Source organism: Streptomyces luteireticuli (genome assembly GCF_041519305.1).
Lineage (GTDB): Bacteria > Actinomycetota > Actinomycetes > Streptomycetales > Streptomycetaceae > Streptomyces > Streptomyces luteireticuli.
The window spans coordinates 1,791,395-1,806,290 of record NZ_CP167927.1; the positions used below are offsets into that span (position 1 = coordinate 1,791,395).

The following is a 14,896-nucleotide window of genomic DNA, read 5'->3' on the forward strand; positions in this document are numbered from 1 at the left end:
CTGGATTGCCGTTCGATCACATGCGCGAGTCACGCCGCCCCCCAGCAACAAGCGACCAGCATTCCTGTCCAGTTTTGCCCGGTACCTGCCCAGGGCGGGACAGCGATAACCCGTGATACGTACCGCCGTGCGCCTTTCTGGCAGACCCTCCCGAGATCACTTCCTTTCGCTTTAGACCGCATCGAACCGTTTCTGCACTGCGTAGCGACCAGAAAGGCTGAAAATTGCGCGCTGTTGTCGGGGTTTTGGCCTCGGTGCGGACCGATAACCGGACGCCCGGCGGATGGCCGGATCCCGCTCATGCGTGTGGTGTGCAGGCGATCGAAGGGGGCGCTAGCACTTGTGCGCATGCGCCCTTTCACGGCGTCCCCCGGTTTCCGGCCCGTCCCAGTGTGTCGCATACGCACCGGCCCGGGCGTGTCCCCGGCTCTCGCGCACACTGGAATCCGGCCGCACGACGCACCCGAGGAGGCAGGGCGTGATGACGGTGACGCCACCGGCGGGGACAGCCGGACCACCCGCCGCCGCACCCCGCTGGCGGGCGCCCGCGGCGGTGGCCGCGGGCGCCCTGCCTGCACTGGCCTTCCCCGAACCCGCCCTGTGGTGGCTGGCGTACGGGGCGCTCGTCCCCTGGCTGCTGCTGGTGCGCTCGGCGGGATCCGCGCGCCGCGCCGCGCTGGAGGGATGGCTGGGAGGCGCCGGTTTCCTGCTGGCGGTGCACCACTGGCTGCTGCCGAGCCTGCACATCTTCATTCTGGTACTGGCGGCGCTGCTGGGGCTGTTGTGGGTGCCCTGGGGTCTGCTGGTGCGGCGGCTGCTGGGGGGCGACCCGGGACCCGGCCGGGTGGCGGCGGCGCTCGTCGTCGTGCCGGCGGGCTGGATCCTGGCCGAACTCGTGCGTTCCTGGGAGTACTTGGGCGGACCCTGGGGGCTGCTGGGCGCCAGTCAGTGGCAGGTTCCGGCGGCGCTCCGGCTCGCGTCGGTGGGCGGCGTGTGGCTGGTCGGCCTGCTGGTGGTCGCCGTCAACACGGCGCTGGCGGCGCTCGTTTCGGCCCCGCGCGCCCGCCGGGCCGCCGCTGCGGGGCTGCTGGTGTGCGCCGCGGTGGCGGCGGGGACATGGTGGTGGGCCCCGCTGCCGCGGACGGCCGGGACCGTACGGGTCGCGGTGGTCCAGCCCGGCGTGGTCCCCGGGGAGGCCCGGCGCTTCGACCGCGAGGAGGCGCTCACCCGCGGACTGGCGGGCCGGCGGGTGGACCTGGTGGTGTGGGGCGAGAGCAGCGTCGGCACCGACCTCGGCCGGGACGCCGCGCTGCGGGACAGGCTCGCCGCGCTCTCCCGGACCGTCGGCGCCGACCTGCTGGTCAACGTGGACGCGCGGCGCTCCGACCGGCCCGGGATCTTCAAGAGCTCCGTCCTGATCGGACCGGACGGCCCCACCGGGGACCGCTACGACAAGATGCGCCTCGTCCCCTTCGGCGAGTACGTCCCCGCCCGTTCGCTGCTCGGCTGGGCCACCTCCGTGGGCAGGGCGGCGGGCGAGGACCGCGGGCGCGGCGCGCGGCAGGTGGTGATGCGGCTGCCGTCGGGGGCCGGGGCCGGGCTGCGGGTGGGCCCGCTGGTGTGCTTCGAGTCCGCCTTCCCCGACATGAGCCGCCATCTGGCCCGCGACGGCGCCCAGCTGATCGTCGCGCAGTCCGCGACGTCCACGTTCCAGCACAGCTGGGCCCCGGAGCAGCACGCCTCCCTCGCGGCGCTGCGGGCCGCCGAGACCTGGCGGCCGGTGGTGCACGCGACGCTGACCGGGGTCAGTGCGGCCGCGGACGCGCGCGGCCGCACGGTCGGCCGGTGGGTGGGCACCGACCGCAGCGCCGCGGTCGTCTACGACGTGCCGCTGGCCGAGGGCACCAGCCCGTACGCGCGCTTCGGCGACTGGGCGGTGTACGGCGCGCTGGCGGCCCTGCTCCTCTACTCCCTCTCCCTCATGCGGCCTGCTTCTCCAGGGCGTTGACGACCCGCTCGCACAACTCATGGGTGCGCAGGGCGTCCTCGGCGTCGATCGCCTTGCCGGCGCGCACCGCGTCGAGGAAGGCGTCGGCGCACTGCTCGATCCCCCGCTGGCGGGCGACCGGCACCCAGTCGCCGCGACGGCGCACCGTCGGCTGGCCCTTGTGGTCGATGACCTCGGCGAGGTTGACGACCTGCCGCTTGGAGTCCTGGCCGGAGACCTCCAGGACCTCCTCGGTCGAGCCGCTCGCCCGGTTCATGACGCCGAGGGCGGTGAAGCCGTCGCCGGAGAGCTGGAGGACGACGTGCTCGACGAGCCCGTCGCGCCCCCGTCCGCGCACGTCCACGTGCTCGACCGGCCCGGGGACGAGGAACCGGAGGGTGTCGACGACATGGATGAAGTCGTCGTAGACCAGGGTCCGGGCCTCCTCGGCCAGCCCCAGCCGGTTCTTCTGCAGGAGGATCAGGTCGCGCGGGTGGTCCAGGCACTGGACGTAGCCGGGCGCGTAGCGGCGGTTGAACCCCACGGCCAGCGGTACGCCGCGCTCCCGCGCCAGCCGCACCAGGCGCTCGCTCGCGGCGAGGTCGGAGGCGAGCGGCTTGTCCACATAGACCGGGATCCCGGCCTCCAGCAGCCGGGAGACGATCTCCGGGTGGGCGGCGGTCGGGGCGTGCACGAACGCCGCGTCGAGCCCCGCGGAGAGCAGCGAATCGAGGTCGGCGTGACGCCGGTCCGCCGGGACGTGGTGGGCGTCCGCGACCCGGGTGAGGGTGCTCTGCGTGCGGGTCTGGAGGTGCAGTTCGACGCCGGGCCGGGTGCCGAGCACGGGCAGGTACGCCTTTTGCGCGATGTCGCCGAGTCCGATGCAGCCGACCTTCACGGGTCCTCCTTGGTGGTGTCCGTCCGTGGCAGCATACGTGCGCCCCGGGGGCACCCTCGGGTGTGCCCCTGGCCCGCCCTTTCACCGTTTCTTCCGGGGCTCCGCCCCCTCGGCCCGGCACCGCGCTGCCGCGCGGTGGGCGGGGCTCCGCCCCTGCACCCCGGCGGGGGCTGCGCCCCCTGCACCCCTGCTCCCGGGGCTCCGCCCCTGGCCCCCTTTTCGGGGCTCCGCCCCGGACCCCGTTTGTCGCGGCTCCGCCGCTCGTCCTCAAACGCCGGACAGGCTGGGTTTCGCGCCCGGCCGGATTCCAAAGCCCAGGCGGGCACTTCAGCCCGGGCGCGCGCTTCAGCCCAGGCGCGCACTTCAGCCCAGTCGCGTACTTCAGCCCGGGCGCACACTTCAGCCCGTCCGGCGCTTGAGGACTCCGCCCGAAGGGCGGACGGGGCCCGGGGTCTCCCCGGAAGAAACGGTGAAAGGGCGGGACAGGGGCACACACCCAGCCCGTCCGGCGTTTGAGGACAGCGCCCGAAGGGCGCTTCAAGGGGGCCAGGGGGCGAAGCCCCCGGTGGGGCGCAGGGGCGAAGCCCCGCCCACCCGCGCGGCAGCGCGGGACCGCCCCCACCGCGCGCCAGCGCGCAGCGGGGTGCCGCAGGGGCGGCAGCCCCTACGGGAAACGGCGAAAGGGCGGGCCAGGGGCAAAACCTCCCCCCACCACCCAAGGGGGCACGGGACAAACAGGGGGCGCACCCCCCACCCCCCCACCCCCACGTCACCCCCACAGGGCGTTCCCAACCCACCCCGCCCACCCCAGAGTTGGGAGAATGCCCCGTCGCCCCGCAGCCACCCTCCTGATGGCCCTCACCGTCACCGCCACCGCCGGCTGCGTCTCCCTCTCCGCGCATCCGTCCCCTCCCCATCCACCCCGCTCCGCCGCGGACCAGCGCGCCATCCTCCCGGGCCGGGACCGCGAGTCCCTGGTGGACACCGGCCCGGGCGGGGCGGGCGCGACGGCCACGGCCGACGCGACCACGGGCACGTCCCACGGCCCGTCCCCCGGATCTCCGGGCGCCCTCTCCGAGAACGGACACCGCGAGACACCCCGGACATCCGCCCCGGACATCCGCACGGACCCCGGCACCCCTTCGCTCCCCTCAATCCCGACTATCCCATCCATCCCGTACGCCCCGTCCATCCCCTCCGCTCCGCGGGACTTGCCCACCACCCCCCGCGAGCCCCTCCCCCGCGAACCCGAGGCCCCCCGCCCCCCGGATCACCACTCGGAGGCACCCCCGCCCCGGGAGGCCCCGGCACCCCCGCCGCAGCACCACACCACCCCTCCCCCACCACCGCCTCCTCCCGCCCCCGAGCCGCCTCGCACCCGCCCCGCACCCGCCCCGCCGCACCCGGCGCCGGCGCCCCCCGCCCGCGGCGGCACCTGTGCGCTCGGCGAGCGCTACGGCCGCTGGCAGCCGGGCAGCGACGCCTCGCGCATCTGCCGTCAGGTGTACGGCGGTTGATACCGGGCGGCCAGCGCGGCGGCGGCCTCCGCCACCGCCGCCCGCAAGGACGCCGGTCCCAGCACCTCCGCCTCCGCCCCGAGCCCCAGCAGGTCGTGGACGGCCACCTTCGGCGCCTCGACGGCGAGCGTCACCGTGGCCCACCCCTCCCCATCAGGCTCACCCGCTCCTTCCACCGCAAGCCGCCCCACGGCCCCGAACTTCGCGGGCAGCAGGGCCAGTCCCGCCGGGCTCAACCGCAGCAGCGCCTCGCCCTGCAGGCGCATGTCCTCCAGCCGCCGGGCCGACCGGCGCCAGTGGTCGGCGAGATCGAAGCCCGCCGGCCGCTCGAAGCGTCCGTCCAGCAGCTCCGCGGCGAGGACCCGGCCCACCCGGTATGTACGGATGTCCGCACCGGACCGGGCCACGAGGTACCAGATGCCGCCCTTGAGGACGAGCCCCAACGGCTCCAGATCCCGGCGCACTTCGCCCTTCCACCGCCGGTAGTGCACGCGCAGGAGGCGCTGCCGCCACACGGCCCCGGCGAGGGTCGCCAGGTGCGGAACGGGCTCGGAGTCCCGGAACCACGCGTCGGCGTCGAGGTGGAAGCGCTCGGCGACCCGGCGCGCCCGGTCGCCGAGCCCGGCGGGCAGGGCCGCCTCCAGCTTCAGCCGCGCGGTGGCGAGGTCGGCGCCCAGCCCCAGTTCGGCGGCGGCACCGGGCACGGTGGCCAGGGCAAGGGAGCCGGCTTCGTCCTCGGTGAGGCCGGTGAGCCGGGTGCGGTATCCGTCGAGCAGGGAGTAGCCGCCGTCGGGGCCGCGGTCGGCGCGGACGGGGACGCCGGAGGCGCCGAGCGCCTCGATGTCCCGGTAGACCGTGCGGACGGAGACCTCCAGTTCCGCGGCGAGTTCGGGGGCGGTCATGCGGCCCCGGTTCTGGAGCAGGAGGAGCAGCGAGAGGAGACGGTCGGCGCGCACCCCGGCATTTTCCCGGACCCGCCCGCCGTACCTGACAGAAGGTGTCAGGTACGGGCGACAGAGTGGTCCCGCACCGCACGAGCGAGAGGACCCCTCATGACCACGACCACGACCACGCACATCACCGGCGCCTTCACCTCCGACGGCTGGGACGAGGAGGAGCTCTCCCGGACCGGGGACGGGACGCGCCTGGCGCGAACCGCGGTGCGCAACACCTACACCGGCGTCATCGAGGCGGCCGGCACCCACTGCGCGTACACCATCGTCTACCGCCCGGACGGCACCGGCTCGTTCACCGGCCACCAGCAGTTCGACGGAACCGTCGGCGGCCGGCGCGGCTCCTTCGTGGTGCACGAGAGCGGCACCTTCGACGAACGGGGCACGGTGCACTGCGCGTTCGAGGTCCTGCCGGAATCGGGCGGCGGGGAGCTGGCGGGGCTGGCGGGCAGCGGCTCGTACACGGCGGAGCACGGCGTCAAGGCCGTGCCCTACCGTTTCGAGCACACCGCGGGCTGAACCGCTCAGACCTCCAGGTCCGGGATGCGCCAGTCGACCGGCTCATGGCCCTGGGCCAGGATCGCCTCGTTGATCTGGGTGAAGGGGCGGCTGCCGAAGAAGCGCTTGGCCGACAGCGGCGAGGGGTGGGCGCCCTTGACGACGACGTGCCGCGATTCGTCGATCAACGGCAGCTTCTTCTGGGCGTAGTTGCCCCAGAGGACGAAGACGGCCGGGTCGGGCCGGGAGGCGACGGCGCGGATGACCGCGTCGGTGAACTTCTCCCAGCCCTTGCCCTTGTGGGAGTTGGGCTCGCCGCCGCGGACCGTCAGCACCGCGTTCAGCAGCAGGACTCCCTGCTGGGCCCAGGGCAGCAGATAGCCGTTGTCGGGGATGTCGTAGCCGAGCTCCTCGCGCATCTCCTTGTAGATGTTGCGCAGGGAGGGCGGGGTCCGCACCCCGGGGCGGACCGAGAAGGACAGGCCGTGGCCCTGGCCCGCGCCGTGGTACGGGTCCTGGCCGAGGACGAGGACCTTGACCTTCTCGTAGGGGGTGGCCTCCAGCGCGGCGAAGACCTCGCCGCGCGGCGGGTACACCGGGGCCTTCGTCCGCTCCTCCTCCACGAAGTCGGTGAGCTCCTTGAAGTAGGGCTTCTCCAGTTCCTCGCCGAGGACTGTGCGCCAGGACTCGGGCAGCACGTCGGTGACCGTCACGTCAGCAACCTCCGGGGTCGTTCTTGAACTCGGGGAGAACATACCGGGGGCCACTGACAACGCCGGTCCGCGCCGGGAGGGCGGAAGCCCCGGCCCGGCCCGGACCCGCCTCGCACATGCCTCGGACCCGCCTCAGATCCCGGCGTTGAGGAACAGCCCCCCGTCCAGGACGAGCGTCTGCCCGGTGATCCACCCGGCGGCGTCCGAGAGCAGGAACGCGGCCGCCCCGGCCACGTCCTCCGGGACGCCGAGGCGGCCCAGCGGGTAGGAGGCGGTGGCCTCCGCCTCGCGTCCCTCGTAGAGGGCGGCGGCGAACTTCGTCCTGACCACGGCGGGCGCGAGGGAGTTGACGCGCACCTTCGGGGCCATCTCGTGGGCGAGCTGGAGGGTGAGGTTGGCCATGGCGGCCTTGCTCATGCCGTAGACGCCGACGAAGGGGGAGGCGGCGAGGCCGGCGATGGAGGTGACGTTGACGATCGCCCCGCCGTTCTCCTTCTGCCAGGCGTGCCAGGTGCGCTGGGCGAAGCCGAGCGCGGAGACGACGTTGGTCTCGAAGACCTTGCGGGCGACGGCGAGGTCGGTGTCGGCGATGGGCCCGAACACCGGGTTGGTACCGGCGTTGTTGACGAGGTAGTCGATGCGGCCGAAGCGTTCCATCGCGGCCTCGACGGCGGCGGCCTGGTGGGCCTCGTCGTGCGCCTTGCCGGGCACGCCGAGCGCCCGCCCCTCGCCGAGCGAGGCGACGGCCTCCTTCAGCGCCTCCTCGTTGCGGCCCGTGATGACGACGCGGTCGCCGCGGGCGACGAGGGCCTCGGCGATGGCGTGGCCGATGCCGCGGCTGGCCCCGGTGATCAGCGCCACTCTGCCGGTGCCGGCGGGCTCCTGTGCGGTCATGCTGGTGCTCCCGTTCGGTCGAGCGGCGTTCAGTCGAGCGGCCCGCCGGCCACGTACAGGACCTGGCCGGAGACGAAGCCGGCGTTCTCCCCGGCGAAGAAGGCGATGGCGTCGGCGACGTCCTCGGGCCGGCCGACCCGGCCCACCGGGATCTCCTTGGCCGCCGCGGCCTGGAGGTCCTCGAAGCCCACACCGATCCGCGCCGCGGTGGAGGCGGTCATGTCGGTGGCGATGAAGCCGGGGGCGACGGCGTTGACGGTGACGCCGAACTTGCCGAGCTCCTTGGCGAGGGTCTTGGTGAAGCCCTGCAACCCGGCCTTGGCGGCGGAGTAGTTGACCTGGCCGCGGTTGCCGAGGGCGGAGCTGCTGGAGAGGTTGACGATACGGCCCCAGCCGGCGTCCACCATGTGCTTCTGGCAGGCCCGCGCCATCAGGAACGCACCGCGCAGGTGCACGTTCATGACGGTGTCCCAGTCGCTGTCGCTCATCTTGAACAGCAGGTTGTCGCGGAGCACCCCGGCGTTGTTGACGAGCACGGCGGGGGCGCCGAGTTCCGCCGTCACCCGGGCGACCGCGGCGGTCACCTGATCGGTGTCGGAGACGTCGCAGCCGACGGCGAGGGCGGTGCCGCCGGCCGCGGCGATCTGCTCCACGGTGCCGGCGCAGGCCGCCTCGTCGAGGTCGAGGACGGCGACCGCGTACCCGTCCCGGGCCAGCCGCAGGGCCGTCGCGGCGCCGATGCCTCGTGCCGCGCCGGTGACGACGGCCACCCGTCGCTCGGTGGTGGACATGCCGTATCTCCTCACCTCGTTGGCGGCTCCCCCGCGCGGGGAGCAGCGGGTGAGCAACCGCTTAGTAGCTTCGGCCGATCAGACGCTAGAAGCCCGGCCACCCGCTGTCAACGCCCCCGCGCACCACGGTGTCTCACCTGACCAGCAGGTCGAGCAGGCGCTCCGGTTCCGCCCGGGGATCGCCGGTCAGCCCGGTGTGCACCGGTCCGGGCTGGACGACCGTGCTGCGCGGCGCGATCAGCCAGCGGAAACGGCGTCCGGCGTCGTCGCAGGCGGCCTGGCCCGCACGCGCCCCGCCGGCGCAGATCCCCTCGACGGCGTGCAGCGCGGCCCGGACGCCCGCCACGTCGGCCGTCGGGTCGAGGGCCAGCAGACGGCGCTCGTCCAGGTGGACGCGGGCCTCGACGTACGACTCGGCCTGGCAGTAGACGACCACGCCGGCGTTGATCTGCTCCCCGCGCTCGACCCGGGGGACGACGCGCAGCAGCGCGTACTCGAACACCTCACGCTCTTTGGGATCCATGCCGCCTCTGGGATCCATGCTGCCCTTGGCGCCCATGCTGCCCTTGTGGTCCGTCACTTCCCGGCCTTCCTGTCCAACCTGACCCGCACCCACTCGGGCGCTTCCGAGGGCTTGTCCGCGCTGCGTTCGCCGATGGTGATCCGCTCGCCCACGGTGGCGGCGCGGTCCCGCAGCGCCTCGACGTAGGCGCGGCGGACGGCGTCCGGACCGGTGAACCCCGGCTCGTCGGCCAGCCATTCGTCCGGGACGTCGGCGAGGACCTCGGTCAGCAACTCCTCGGTCACCCGCGGGGCCAGTGCGGCGGCGGCCCCGGCGAGGTCCGGGGCGAAGGTGGCCAGGACGTGGTCGGAGGCGTCGTACGGCTTGGCCGCGGCGGCCGGCGCGGACGGCCAGTTGTGATGCCAGATCATCGTCGCGCCGTGGTCGATGAGCCACAGGGCGCCGTGCCACACCAGGAGGTTGGGGTTGCGCCAGGAGCGGTCGACGTTGCCCACCAGCGCGTCGAACCACACCACGCGCCCCGCCTCGGCGGCGTCCGTCTCGAAGGCGAGCGGGTCGAAGCCGAGGGCGCCGGGGAGGTAGTCCATGCCGAGGTTGAGCCCGCCGCTGGCCTTGAGCAGCCCCTGCACCTCCGGGTCGGGCTCGGCGCGGCCGATGACCGGGTCCAGCTGGATGCCGACCAGCTCCGGGACGCGCAGCCCCAGCGCCCTGGCCAACTGACCGCAGATCACCTCGGCGACGAGGGTCTTGCGGCCCTGCCCGGCCCCGGTGAACTTCATGACATAGGTGCCGAGATCGTCGGCCTCGACGATGCCCGGCAGCGAGCCGCCCTCACGCAAGGGCGTGACGTAGCGGATGGCGGTGACTTCGGGGAGCATCGCCCCAGGTTACTGCGGGGGCGCGGGGGTTTCGCGCGCCCCCGGCCGCGGGCCCCGCCCCGCCGCCCCGGCGACCGCCCGGCCGACCGCGCACAGCGCCCCGACGGCGGCCCGCACCGAGGGCCGGTCGCCGGCCCCGGTGCGCCAGACGGCGAAGACGTGCCGGCACATCGCGTGCCGCACGGGCACCATGCGCACCCCGTCGGGAACGGGCCCGCGGCCCAGCCGGGGCGAGACGACGACCCCGAACCCGGCGGCGACCAGGGCGAGCTGGGTGTGGTGCTCGTCGGCCAGGTGCGAGATCCGCGGCTCGATGCCCTTGCCCCGCAGGGTGCACAGCAGCCAGTCGTGACAGAACTCGCCCTTGGGCCAGGAGACCCACTCGTCGGCCGCGAGGTCCTCCAGGACGATGTCGTCGCGCCCGGCGAGGCGGTGGCCCTCCGGCACCGCCACGTCGACGGGGTCGTCGAGGATCGCGGCCTTCGACAGCCCGGCGGGCAGGGTCGTCGGCCGGTTGTCCCAGTCGAGGACGACGGCCAGGTCCAGGTCGCCGCGCTCCACCCGGCGCACGGCCTCCTCGGGCCGCATCTCCTCCAGGCTGACGGTCAGCCGGGGATGTTCCGCGCGCAGCCGGGCCAGCGCCGCCGGCAGCACCCCGCGGGCGGCGGTCGGGAAGGCGCCGATCAGCAGCTCGCCGATGGCCTGGCCGCGCTGCGCCTCCAGATCCGCCCGGGCGAACTCGACCTGGGTGAGAATGCGCGCCGCGTGGGCGGCGAGCAGCCGGCCCGCGTCGGTGAGGCGCACCCCGCGGCCCTGCTTGGCCAGCAGCTGCTGGCCGGTCTCCCGCTCCAGCTTGGCCAGCTGCTGGGAGACGGCGGAGGTGGTGACGTGCAGTCCGTCGGCCGCTCCGCCGACCGAGCCGTAGCGGGCGACGGCGTCGAGGGTCCGGAGGCGTTCGAGGTTCAACACCTCAGCGATGCTACGCGATTGCGCCAACCATTAATTGCTTGTCCTAACGGGATGGGCGCGACATCTTGTGTGCTCATGACGACCGTCACTCCACGCTCCTCCTCTGCCCCACCTCTTACCCCCACCGCTGACTCCCCTTCCAGCACTCCGGCTTCCGGCGCTCCGGCCACGGCCGGCCCGCGCTCCTCCTCCCTGGACTGGCGCATCCGCTTCGGCGCGCTGGCCCTCGTCTGGGGTTTCAGCTTCCTGTTCATGCGGCTGGGGACGGACGGCTACGCCCCGCTCTTCGTCTCCTTCGGCCGCATGCTCTTCGGCACGGCGGTGCTCGCCCTGGTGCTCGTCCTCCGGCGGGGGCGGCTGCCGCGGGCCCGGCGCACCTGGGCGCATCTGACGGTCGCGGCATTCCTGCTCAACGTCCTGCCCTTCTCCCTGTTCGCCTACTCGGAACTGACGATCCCCTCCTCCCTCGCGGGCATCTGCAACGCCACCACGCCGCTGTGGGGGATGGTGCTCTCCCTCGTGGCGCTCTCCGAGGACCGGCCGACCCGCCGCCGGTTCGCGGGGCTCCTCCTGGGCTTCGCCGGGGTGCTCATCGTGCTGGGCGCCTGGAAGGGGTTCTCCGGGCAGGACCCCTGGGGCACGGCCATGGCCCTGACGGCGTCCGCCAGTTACGCGGTCGGCTGGATCTATGTGAAGCGCACGCTCTCGGGCACGGGCGAGTCCCATCTGTCGCTGTCCACGGGCCAGTTGCTGGTGGGCACCGTCCAACTGGCGGTCATCGCGCCGCTGGCGGCGCCGCTGCCCTCCTCCTTCCATCTCGTGCCGGTCCTGGCGATCGCCGCGCTGGGCGCACTGGGCACCGGCCTGGCCATGCTCGTCCAGTACGGCCTGGTCGCCGAGGTCGGCCCGACGACGGCGGCGCTGAGCACCTACTTCATCCCGGTCGTGGCCACGGCGGCCGGCGCGGCCCTGCTGGGCGAACGGCTCAGCTGGAACACCCCCGTCGGCGCGGCCGTGGTCCTGGCCGGAGCGGCCCTCACCCAGACCGGGGCGTCCCGCACCGGCAGGCCCCGGCGCACCCGCACCGAGGACGCCGCGCCCCCGCCCGGCAAGGCCCCCCGGCCCGAGCACGTCCGCCCCTAGGGGCCGGGCGAAAGCCCCCCGGAGAGCCGCCGCCGCTCAGCCGTAACGGACCGCCCGCGCCGGGCCGGTCACGGACGCCAGCGCGTCCGCGACCGGGCCTATGTCGTCCGCGGTCAGCGCCGAGACCGTGACCCGGACGCCGGGAGGCGAGGCCACCCGGAACCGGGCGCCCGGCGCCACCGCGTACCCGGCCTGGAGCATCCGGGCCACCGCCCCCGTCTCGTCGGGCACGGGGATCCAGACGTTCATCCCGCTGCGGCCGCGGGCCTCGACTCCCCGCTCGCGCAGGGCCGTTATCAGTGCGTCGCGGCGGCGGCCGTAGGAGGCGGCCGTGGCCGCCGGGTCGACCGCGCCGGTGCGCCAGAGGTGCACCACGGTGTCCTGGAGGAGGTGGCTCACCCAGCCGGGGCCCAGCCGCTGCCGCCCCCGGACCCGGTCCACGGTGACCGGATCGCCGGTGAGCACCGCGAGCCGCAGATCGGGCCCGTAGGCCTTGGCCACCGAGCGGACGAACGCCCAGCGCCCGGTGGCCCCGGCGAGGGTGTGCAGGGCATCATCGACGATGCCGTGGCCGTGGTCGTCCTCGACCAGCAGCGCCTGGGGGTGGTCCGCCAGGACGGCGCGCAGCGCGCGGGCCCGCTCCGCGCCGATCACCGCCCCGGTGGGGTTCTGCGCACGGCCGGTGACCAGGAGGGCCCGCGCCCCCTGCGCCAGCGCGCGGGCCGCCTCGTCGGGCAGCGGGCCGTCGTCGTCCACCCCGACGGGGACGGGGCGCAGCCCGAGGGCCGGGACGAGGTCGAGGAGGGCGCCCCAGCCGGGGTCCTCGACGGCGACGGCGTCGCCGGGGCGCAGATGGGCGCCGAGCACCCGCTCGACGCCGTCCAGCGCGCCCGCGGTGACGGCCACGGGCCCGGCGGGCACGCCCTCCGCGTCGAAGGCGGCCCGGGCCAGCCGCTCCAGCTCGGTGTCCACCGGCGGGGCCCCGTAGAGAACGGGTGCGCGGGAGGCACGCCCGGCGGCCGCCGCGAGTGCCGCGCCGAGCGGCGGCAGCAGGGCGGGGTCGGGATTGCCGGCCGCCGCGTCCAGCACACCCTCGGGGACGTCGACCTGCACGAGCTCGCGCGACGTACTGGACGGCCGCGGGCGCACCCGGGTGCCGCGCCGCCCGGCCGTCTCGATCACCCCGCGATCCCGCAGGATCCGGTAGGCGGACGCGACGGTGTTGTGATTGACCCCCAGCTCGACGGCCAATTCCCGCATGGGCGGCAGCAGTTGACCGGGGGCGAGGTCGCCCTCCCCCACGGCGCGCTCCACGCTCGCGGAGATCTCCGCCGCACGGCGGCCCGTGATCCGATACTCTCCTAGCACAAAGAACACTATGCACTAGTGCAATGGAGCGCGCAATGTCCTCTCCGGCAATGTCCTCTCCCGCGTCCCCTTCCCCGCCCCCGCCCCGGACCGGTCCGTACGAGCGGACGCGCCGCACCACTCCCACCCGCTACCGCGACCGCGTCTCCTACGACCGCGAGCTGGTCCACGCGATACTCGACGACGGCTTCCTGTGCCACCTCGGCTTCGTCCGCGACGGCGCCCCCGTCGTCCTGCCCACCCTCTACGGGCGCGTCGGCGAGCGGCTGTACGTGCACGGCTCCACCGGCTCCGCGCCACTGCGCGCGGCCGGCCGGGCCGGGGAGCCAGGCATGCCCGTCTGCCTGACGGTCACCCATGTCGACGGGCTCGTCCTGGCCCGCTCCGCGTTCAACCACTCCGTCAACTACCGCTGCGTCGTGGTGCACGGCACCGCCCGCCCGGTCACGGACCCCGAGGAGCTGTCCACCGCCCTGGACGCCCTGGTCGACCAGGCCGTGCCCGGCCGGGCCGCCGACTCCCGGCCGGCGTCGGCGAAGGAGCGGGCGGCCACGGCCGTGCTGCGCGTCGACCTCGACGAGGTCTCCGCCAAGGTCCGCGCCGGCGGAACGGACGACGACCCGGAGGACCTCGCCCTTCCGTACTGGAGCGGCGTCGTCCCCGTGACCGCGGTGCGCGGCACCCCGGTCCCGGCGGACGACCTGGTGCCCGGCATCCCCGTGCCGGGCTATCTCACCGGCCGCTGACCGGGGCCGGAGCCGGGGCGGGGGCCGCGGCGCTCCGCGCCTCCGCCAGGGCCAGCGCGGCCACCGAGCCCATCAGCACGGCCGTGCCCGCCACGGTCGCGGCGGTCAGCCGCTCCCCGAGGAGGGTGACGGCGATGACCGCCGCGGTGACCGGCTCCAGGAGCGTGATCACCGTGGCGGTGGTGGCCCGCACGGCCTGCAGCCCGGTGAAGAAGAGGGCGTACGCCAGCGCGGTGGGCACCGTCACCAGATACGCCATCAGCCCCAGGGTGACGCCCAGTTCACGGGTGTGCGGCAGCAGCCCCTCGGCCGCGGCGAGCGGCAGGAGGGCGACCGTGCACACGCCGAAGGACGTCAGCGTCGTGCCGAACGGGTCCGCCGCCCGGCCCGTCCGGCCGAGATGCCGGGTGTAGACCGTGAAGAGCGCGTACCCCGCGCCGGACAGCAGCGCGAGCGCCACCCCCGCGGGGCGCACCGTGCCCGCGCCGCCGCCGAGGACCAGCACCGCCAGCCCGGCGATCGCCCCGCCGGTCGCCAGCCGGCCGCCGGTGCCGAGCCGTTCGCCCATGAGCAGCCGCCCGGCGGCGGCCGCCAGCACGGGCGCCGCCCCCAGGGTGACCACCGTGCCGACCGCGGTGCCGGTGGCCTCGACCGCCGCGAAGAAGGCGGCGTTGAAGACGGTCAGGCCCACGCCGTTGACGAGGGCGGGCACGATCCGCCGGCGCAGCGGCCCGGCCGCGCGGCCGCGGCGCGCCCGCCGCCGGGAGGGCGCGAGGAGCCGTACGGCCAGCAGCAGCGCGAAACCGCCCGCGCCGCGCCAGAAGGTGAGCGCGACGGGCCCGAGTCCGCTGCTGGCGAGGGCCAGGGTGGCGGTGGCACCGGTGGTGCCCCAGGAGAGGGCGGTGAAGGTGACGTAGAGCAGGCCGCGTGCGGCCGAAGGGGCCGCGGATATCGGGGAGTTGTCCTGCGCGGGGCAGGACGGGGCAAGGGTGGAGTCGGACATGACTGTTCTCCCGCA

General features: G+C 74.7%; 15 protein-coding genes. 5 read left to right on the forward strand and 10 right to left on the reverse strand.

The features are described 5' to 3' along the window. Window positions 1-481 precede the first annotated feature (481 nt). Window positions 482-2,008: an apolipoprotein N-acyltransferase gene (gene lnt, locus AB8735_RS07290; RefSeq protein WP_372406176.1), complete on the forward strand. Its 1,527-nt coding sequence runs from the start codon at window positions 482-484 to the stop codon at window positions 2,006-2,008. Here lnt and AB8735_RS07295 read toward each other — a convergent pair. Continuing rightward, complete coding sequence (locus AB8735_RS07295; protein WP_344032708.1) at window positions 1,980-2,885, reverse strand: Gfo/Idh/MocA family oxidoreductase; 906 nt, start codon at window positions 2,883-2,885, stop codon at window positions 1,980-1,982. The two genes, lnt and AB8735_RS07295, sit on opposite strands and share 29 nt — an antisense overlap. An 821-nt stretch (window positions 2,886-3,706) precedes the next feature. Between AB8735_RS07295 and AB8735_RS07300 the strand changes: the two genes are divergently transcribed. Next, a complete protein-coding gene (locus tag AB8735_RS07300; RefSeq protein WP_372406177.1) occupies window positions 3,707-4,402 on the forward strand; it encodes a hypothetical protein in 696 nt (231 codons plus the stop codon). Here AB8735_RS07300 and AB8735_RS07305 read toward each other — a convergent pair. Further along, on the reverse strand, window positions 4,384-5,358 hold the full coding sequence (locus AB8735_RS07305; protein WP_372406179.1) for a helix-turn-helix transcriptional regulator: 975 nt from the start codon (window positions 5,356-5,358) through the stop codon (window positions 4,384-4,386). The genes AB8735_RS07300 and AB8735_RS07305 overlap by 19 nt on opposite strands. Before the next feature lie 96 nt (window positions 5,359-5,454). Between AB8735_RS07305 and AB8735_RS07310 the strand changes: the two genes are divergently transcribed. Beyond that, complete coding sequence (locus tag AB8735_RS07310; protein ID WP_372406180.1) at window positions 5,455-5,874, forward strand: DUF3224 domain-containing protein; 420 nt, start codon at window positions 5,455-5,457, stop codon at window positions 5,872-5,874. A gap of 5 nt (window positions 5,875-5,879) precedes the next feature. Here the strand turns inward: AB8735_RS07310 and AB8735_RS07315 are convergent, their stop codons facing one another. The 6 genes from AB8735_RS07315 to AB8735_RS07340 all read right to left on the reverse strand — a co-directional run bounded on the left by AB8735_RS07315 (window position 5,880) and on the right by AB8735_RS07340 (window position 10,621). Continuing rightward, a complete protein-coding gene (locus tag AB8735_RS07315) occupies window positions 5,880-6,608 on the reverse strand; it encodes a uracil-DNA glycosylase (protein ID WP_344032739.1) in 729 nt (242 codons plus the stop codon). Between the two features lie 90 nt (window positions 6,609-6,698). Then, window positions 6,699-7,460, reverse strand: a complete 762-nt coding sequence (locus AB8735_RS07320) for an SDR family oxidoreductase (protein WP_344032716.1) — start codon at window positions 7,458-7,460, stop codon at window positions 6,699-6,701. A 29-nt stretch (window positions 7,461-7,489) separates the two neighbouring features. Beyond that, the gene (fabG, locus tag AB8735_RS07325) at window positions 7,490-8,251 is read right to left on the reverse strand and encodes a 3-oxoacyl-ACP reductase FabG (protein WP_372406183.1); all 762 of its coding nucleotides are present in this window, start codon (window positions 8,249-8,251) and stop codon (window positions 7,490-7,492) included. A 133-nt stretch (window positions 8,252-8,384) separates the two neighbouring features. Then, a complete protein-coding gene (locus AB8735_RS07330; protein WP_372411790.1) occupies window positions 8,385-8,792 on the reverse strand; it encodes a DUF3037 domain-containing protein in 408 nt (135 codons plus the stop codon). Between the two features lie 35 nt (window positions 8,793-8,827). Next, the gene (locus AB8735_RS07335) at window positions 8,828-9,652 is read right to left on the reverse strand and encodes a HipA family kinase (RefSeq protein ID WP_372406185.1); all 825 of its coding nucleotides are present in this window, start codon (window positions 9,650-9,652) and stop codon (window positions 8,828-8,830) included. Between the two features lie 9 nt (window positions 9,653-9,661). Then, the gene (locus tag AB8735_RS07340) at window positions 9,662-10,621 is read right to left on the reverse strand and encodes a LysR substrate-binding domain-containing protein (protein WP_344032720.1); all 960 of its coding nucleotides are present in this window, start codon (window positions 10,619-10,621) and stop codon (window positions 9,662-9,664) included. A 75-nt stretch (window positions 10,622-10,696) separates the two neighbouring features. Between AB8735_RS07340 and AB8735_RS07345 the strand changes: the two genes are divergently transcribed. Continuing rightward, window positions 10,697-11,764, forward strand: a complete 1,068-nt coding sequence (locus AB8735_RS07345) for a DMT family transporter (RefSeq protein ID WP_372406188.1) — start codon at window positions 10,697-10,699, stop codon at window positions 11,762-11,764. A gap of 36 nt (window positions 11,765-11,800) precedes the next feature. Here the strand turns inward: AB8735_RS07345 and AB8735_RS07350 are convergent, their stop codons facing one another. Next, window positions 11,801-13,132, reverse strand: a complete 1,332-nt coding sequence (locus AB8735_RS07350; RefSeq protein WP_372406190.1) for an aminotransferase class I/II-fold pyridoxal phosphate-dependent enzyme — start codon at window positions 13,130-13,132, stop codon at window positions 11,801-11,803. A gap of 50 nt (window positions 13,133-13,182) precedes the next feature. Between AB8735_RS07350 and AB8735_RS07355 the strand changes: the two genes are divergently transcribed. Further along, window positions 13,183-13,878: a pyridoxamine 5'-phosphate oxidase family protein gene (locus AB8735_RS07355; RefSeq protein WP_372411791.1), complete on the forward strand. Its 696-nt coding sequence runs from the start codon at window positions 13,183-13,185 to the stop codon at window positions 13,876-13,878. Here the strand turns inward: AB8735_RS07355 and AB8735_RS07360 are convergent. Further along, on the reverse strand, window positions 13,865-14,881 hold the full coding sequence (locus tag AB8735_RS07360) for a DMT family transporter (RefSeq protein ID WP_372406192.1): 1,017 nt from the start codon (window positions 14,879-14,881) through the stop codon (window positions 13,865-13,867). The genes AB8735_RS07355 and AB8735_RS07360 overlap by 14 nt on opposite strands. Window positions 14,882-14,896: the final 15 nt, after the last annotated feature.

Coding starts and splice junctions, on each gene's coding strand:
- lnt (WP_372406176.1), top strand. CDS start 482: ATGACGGTGACGCCACCGGCGGGGACAGCCGGACCACCCGCCGCCGCA.
- AB8735_RS07300 (WP_372406177.1), top strand. CDS start 3,707: ATGCCCCGTCGCCCCGCAGCCACCCTCCTGATGGCCCTCACCGTCACC.
- AB8735_RS07310 (WP_372406180.1), top strand. CDS start 5,455: ATGACCACGACCACGACCACGCACATCACCGGCGCCTTCACCTCCGAC.
- AB8735_RS07315 (WP_344032739.1), bottom strand. CDS start 6,608: ATGTTCTCCCCGAGTTCAAGAACGACCCCGGAGGTTGCTGACGTGACG.
- AB8735_RS07320 (WP_344032716.1), bottom strand. CDS start 7,460: ATGACCGCACAGGAGCCCGCCGGCACCGGCAGAGTGGCGCTGATCACC.
- fabG (WP_372406183.1), bottom strand. CDS start 8,251: ATGTCCACCACCGAGCGACGGGTGGCCGTCGTCACCGGCGCGGCACGA.
- AB8735_RS07330 (WP_372411790.1), bottom strand. CDS start 8,792: ATGGATCCCAGAGGCGGCATGGATCCCAAAGAGCGTGAGGTGTTCGAG.
- AB8735_RS07335 (WP_372406185.1), bottom strand. CDS start 9,652: ATGCTCCCCGAAGTCACCGCCATCCGCTACGTCACGCCCTTGCGTGAG.
- AB8735_RS07345 (WP_372406188.1), top strand. CDS start 10,697: ATGACGACCGTCACTCCACGCTCCTCCTCTGCCCCACCTCTTACCCCC.
- AB8735_RS07355 (WP_372411791.1), top strand. CDS start 13,183: ATGTCCTCTCCCGCGTCCCCTTCCCCGCCCCCGCCCCGGACCGGTCCG.
- AB8735_RS07360 (WP_372406192.1), bottom strand. CDS start 14,881: ATGTCCGACTCCACCCTTGCCCCGTCCTGCCCCGCGCAGGACAACTCC.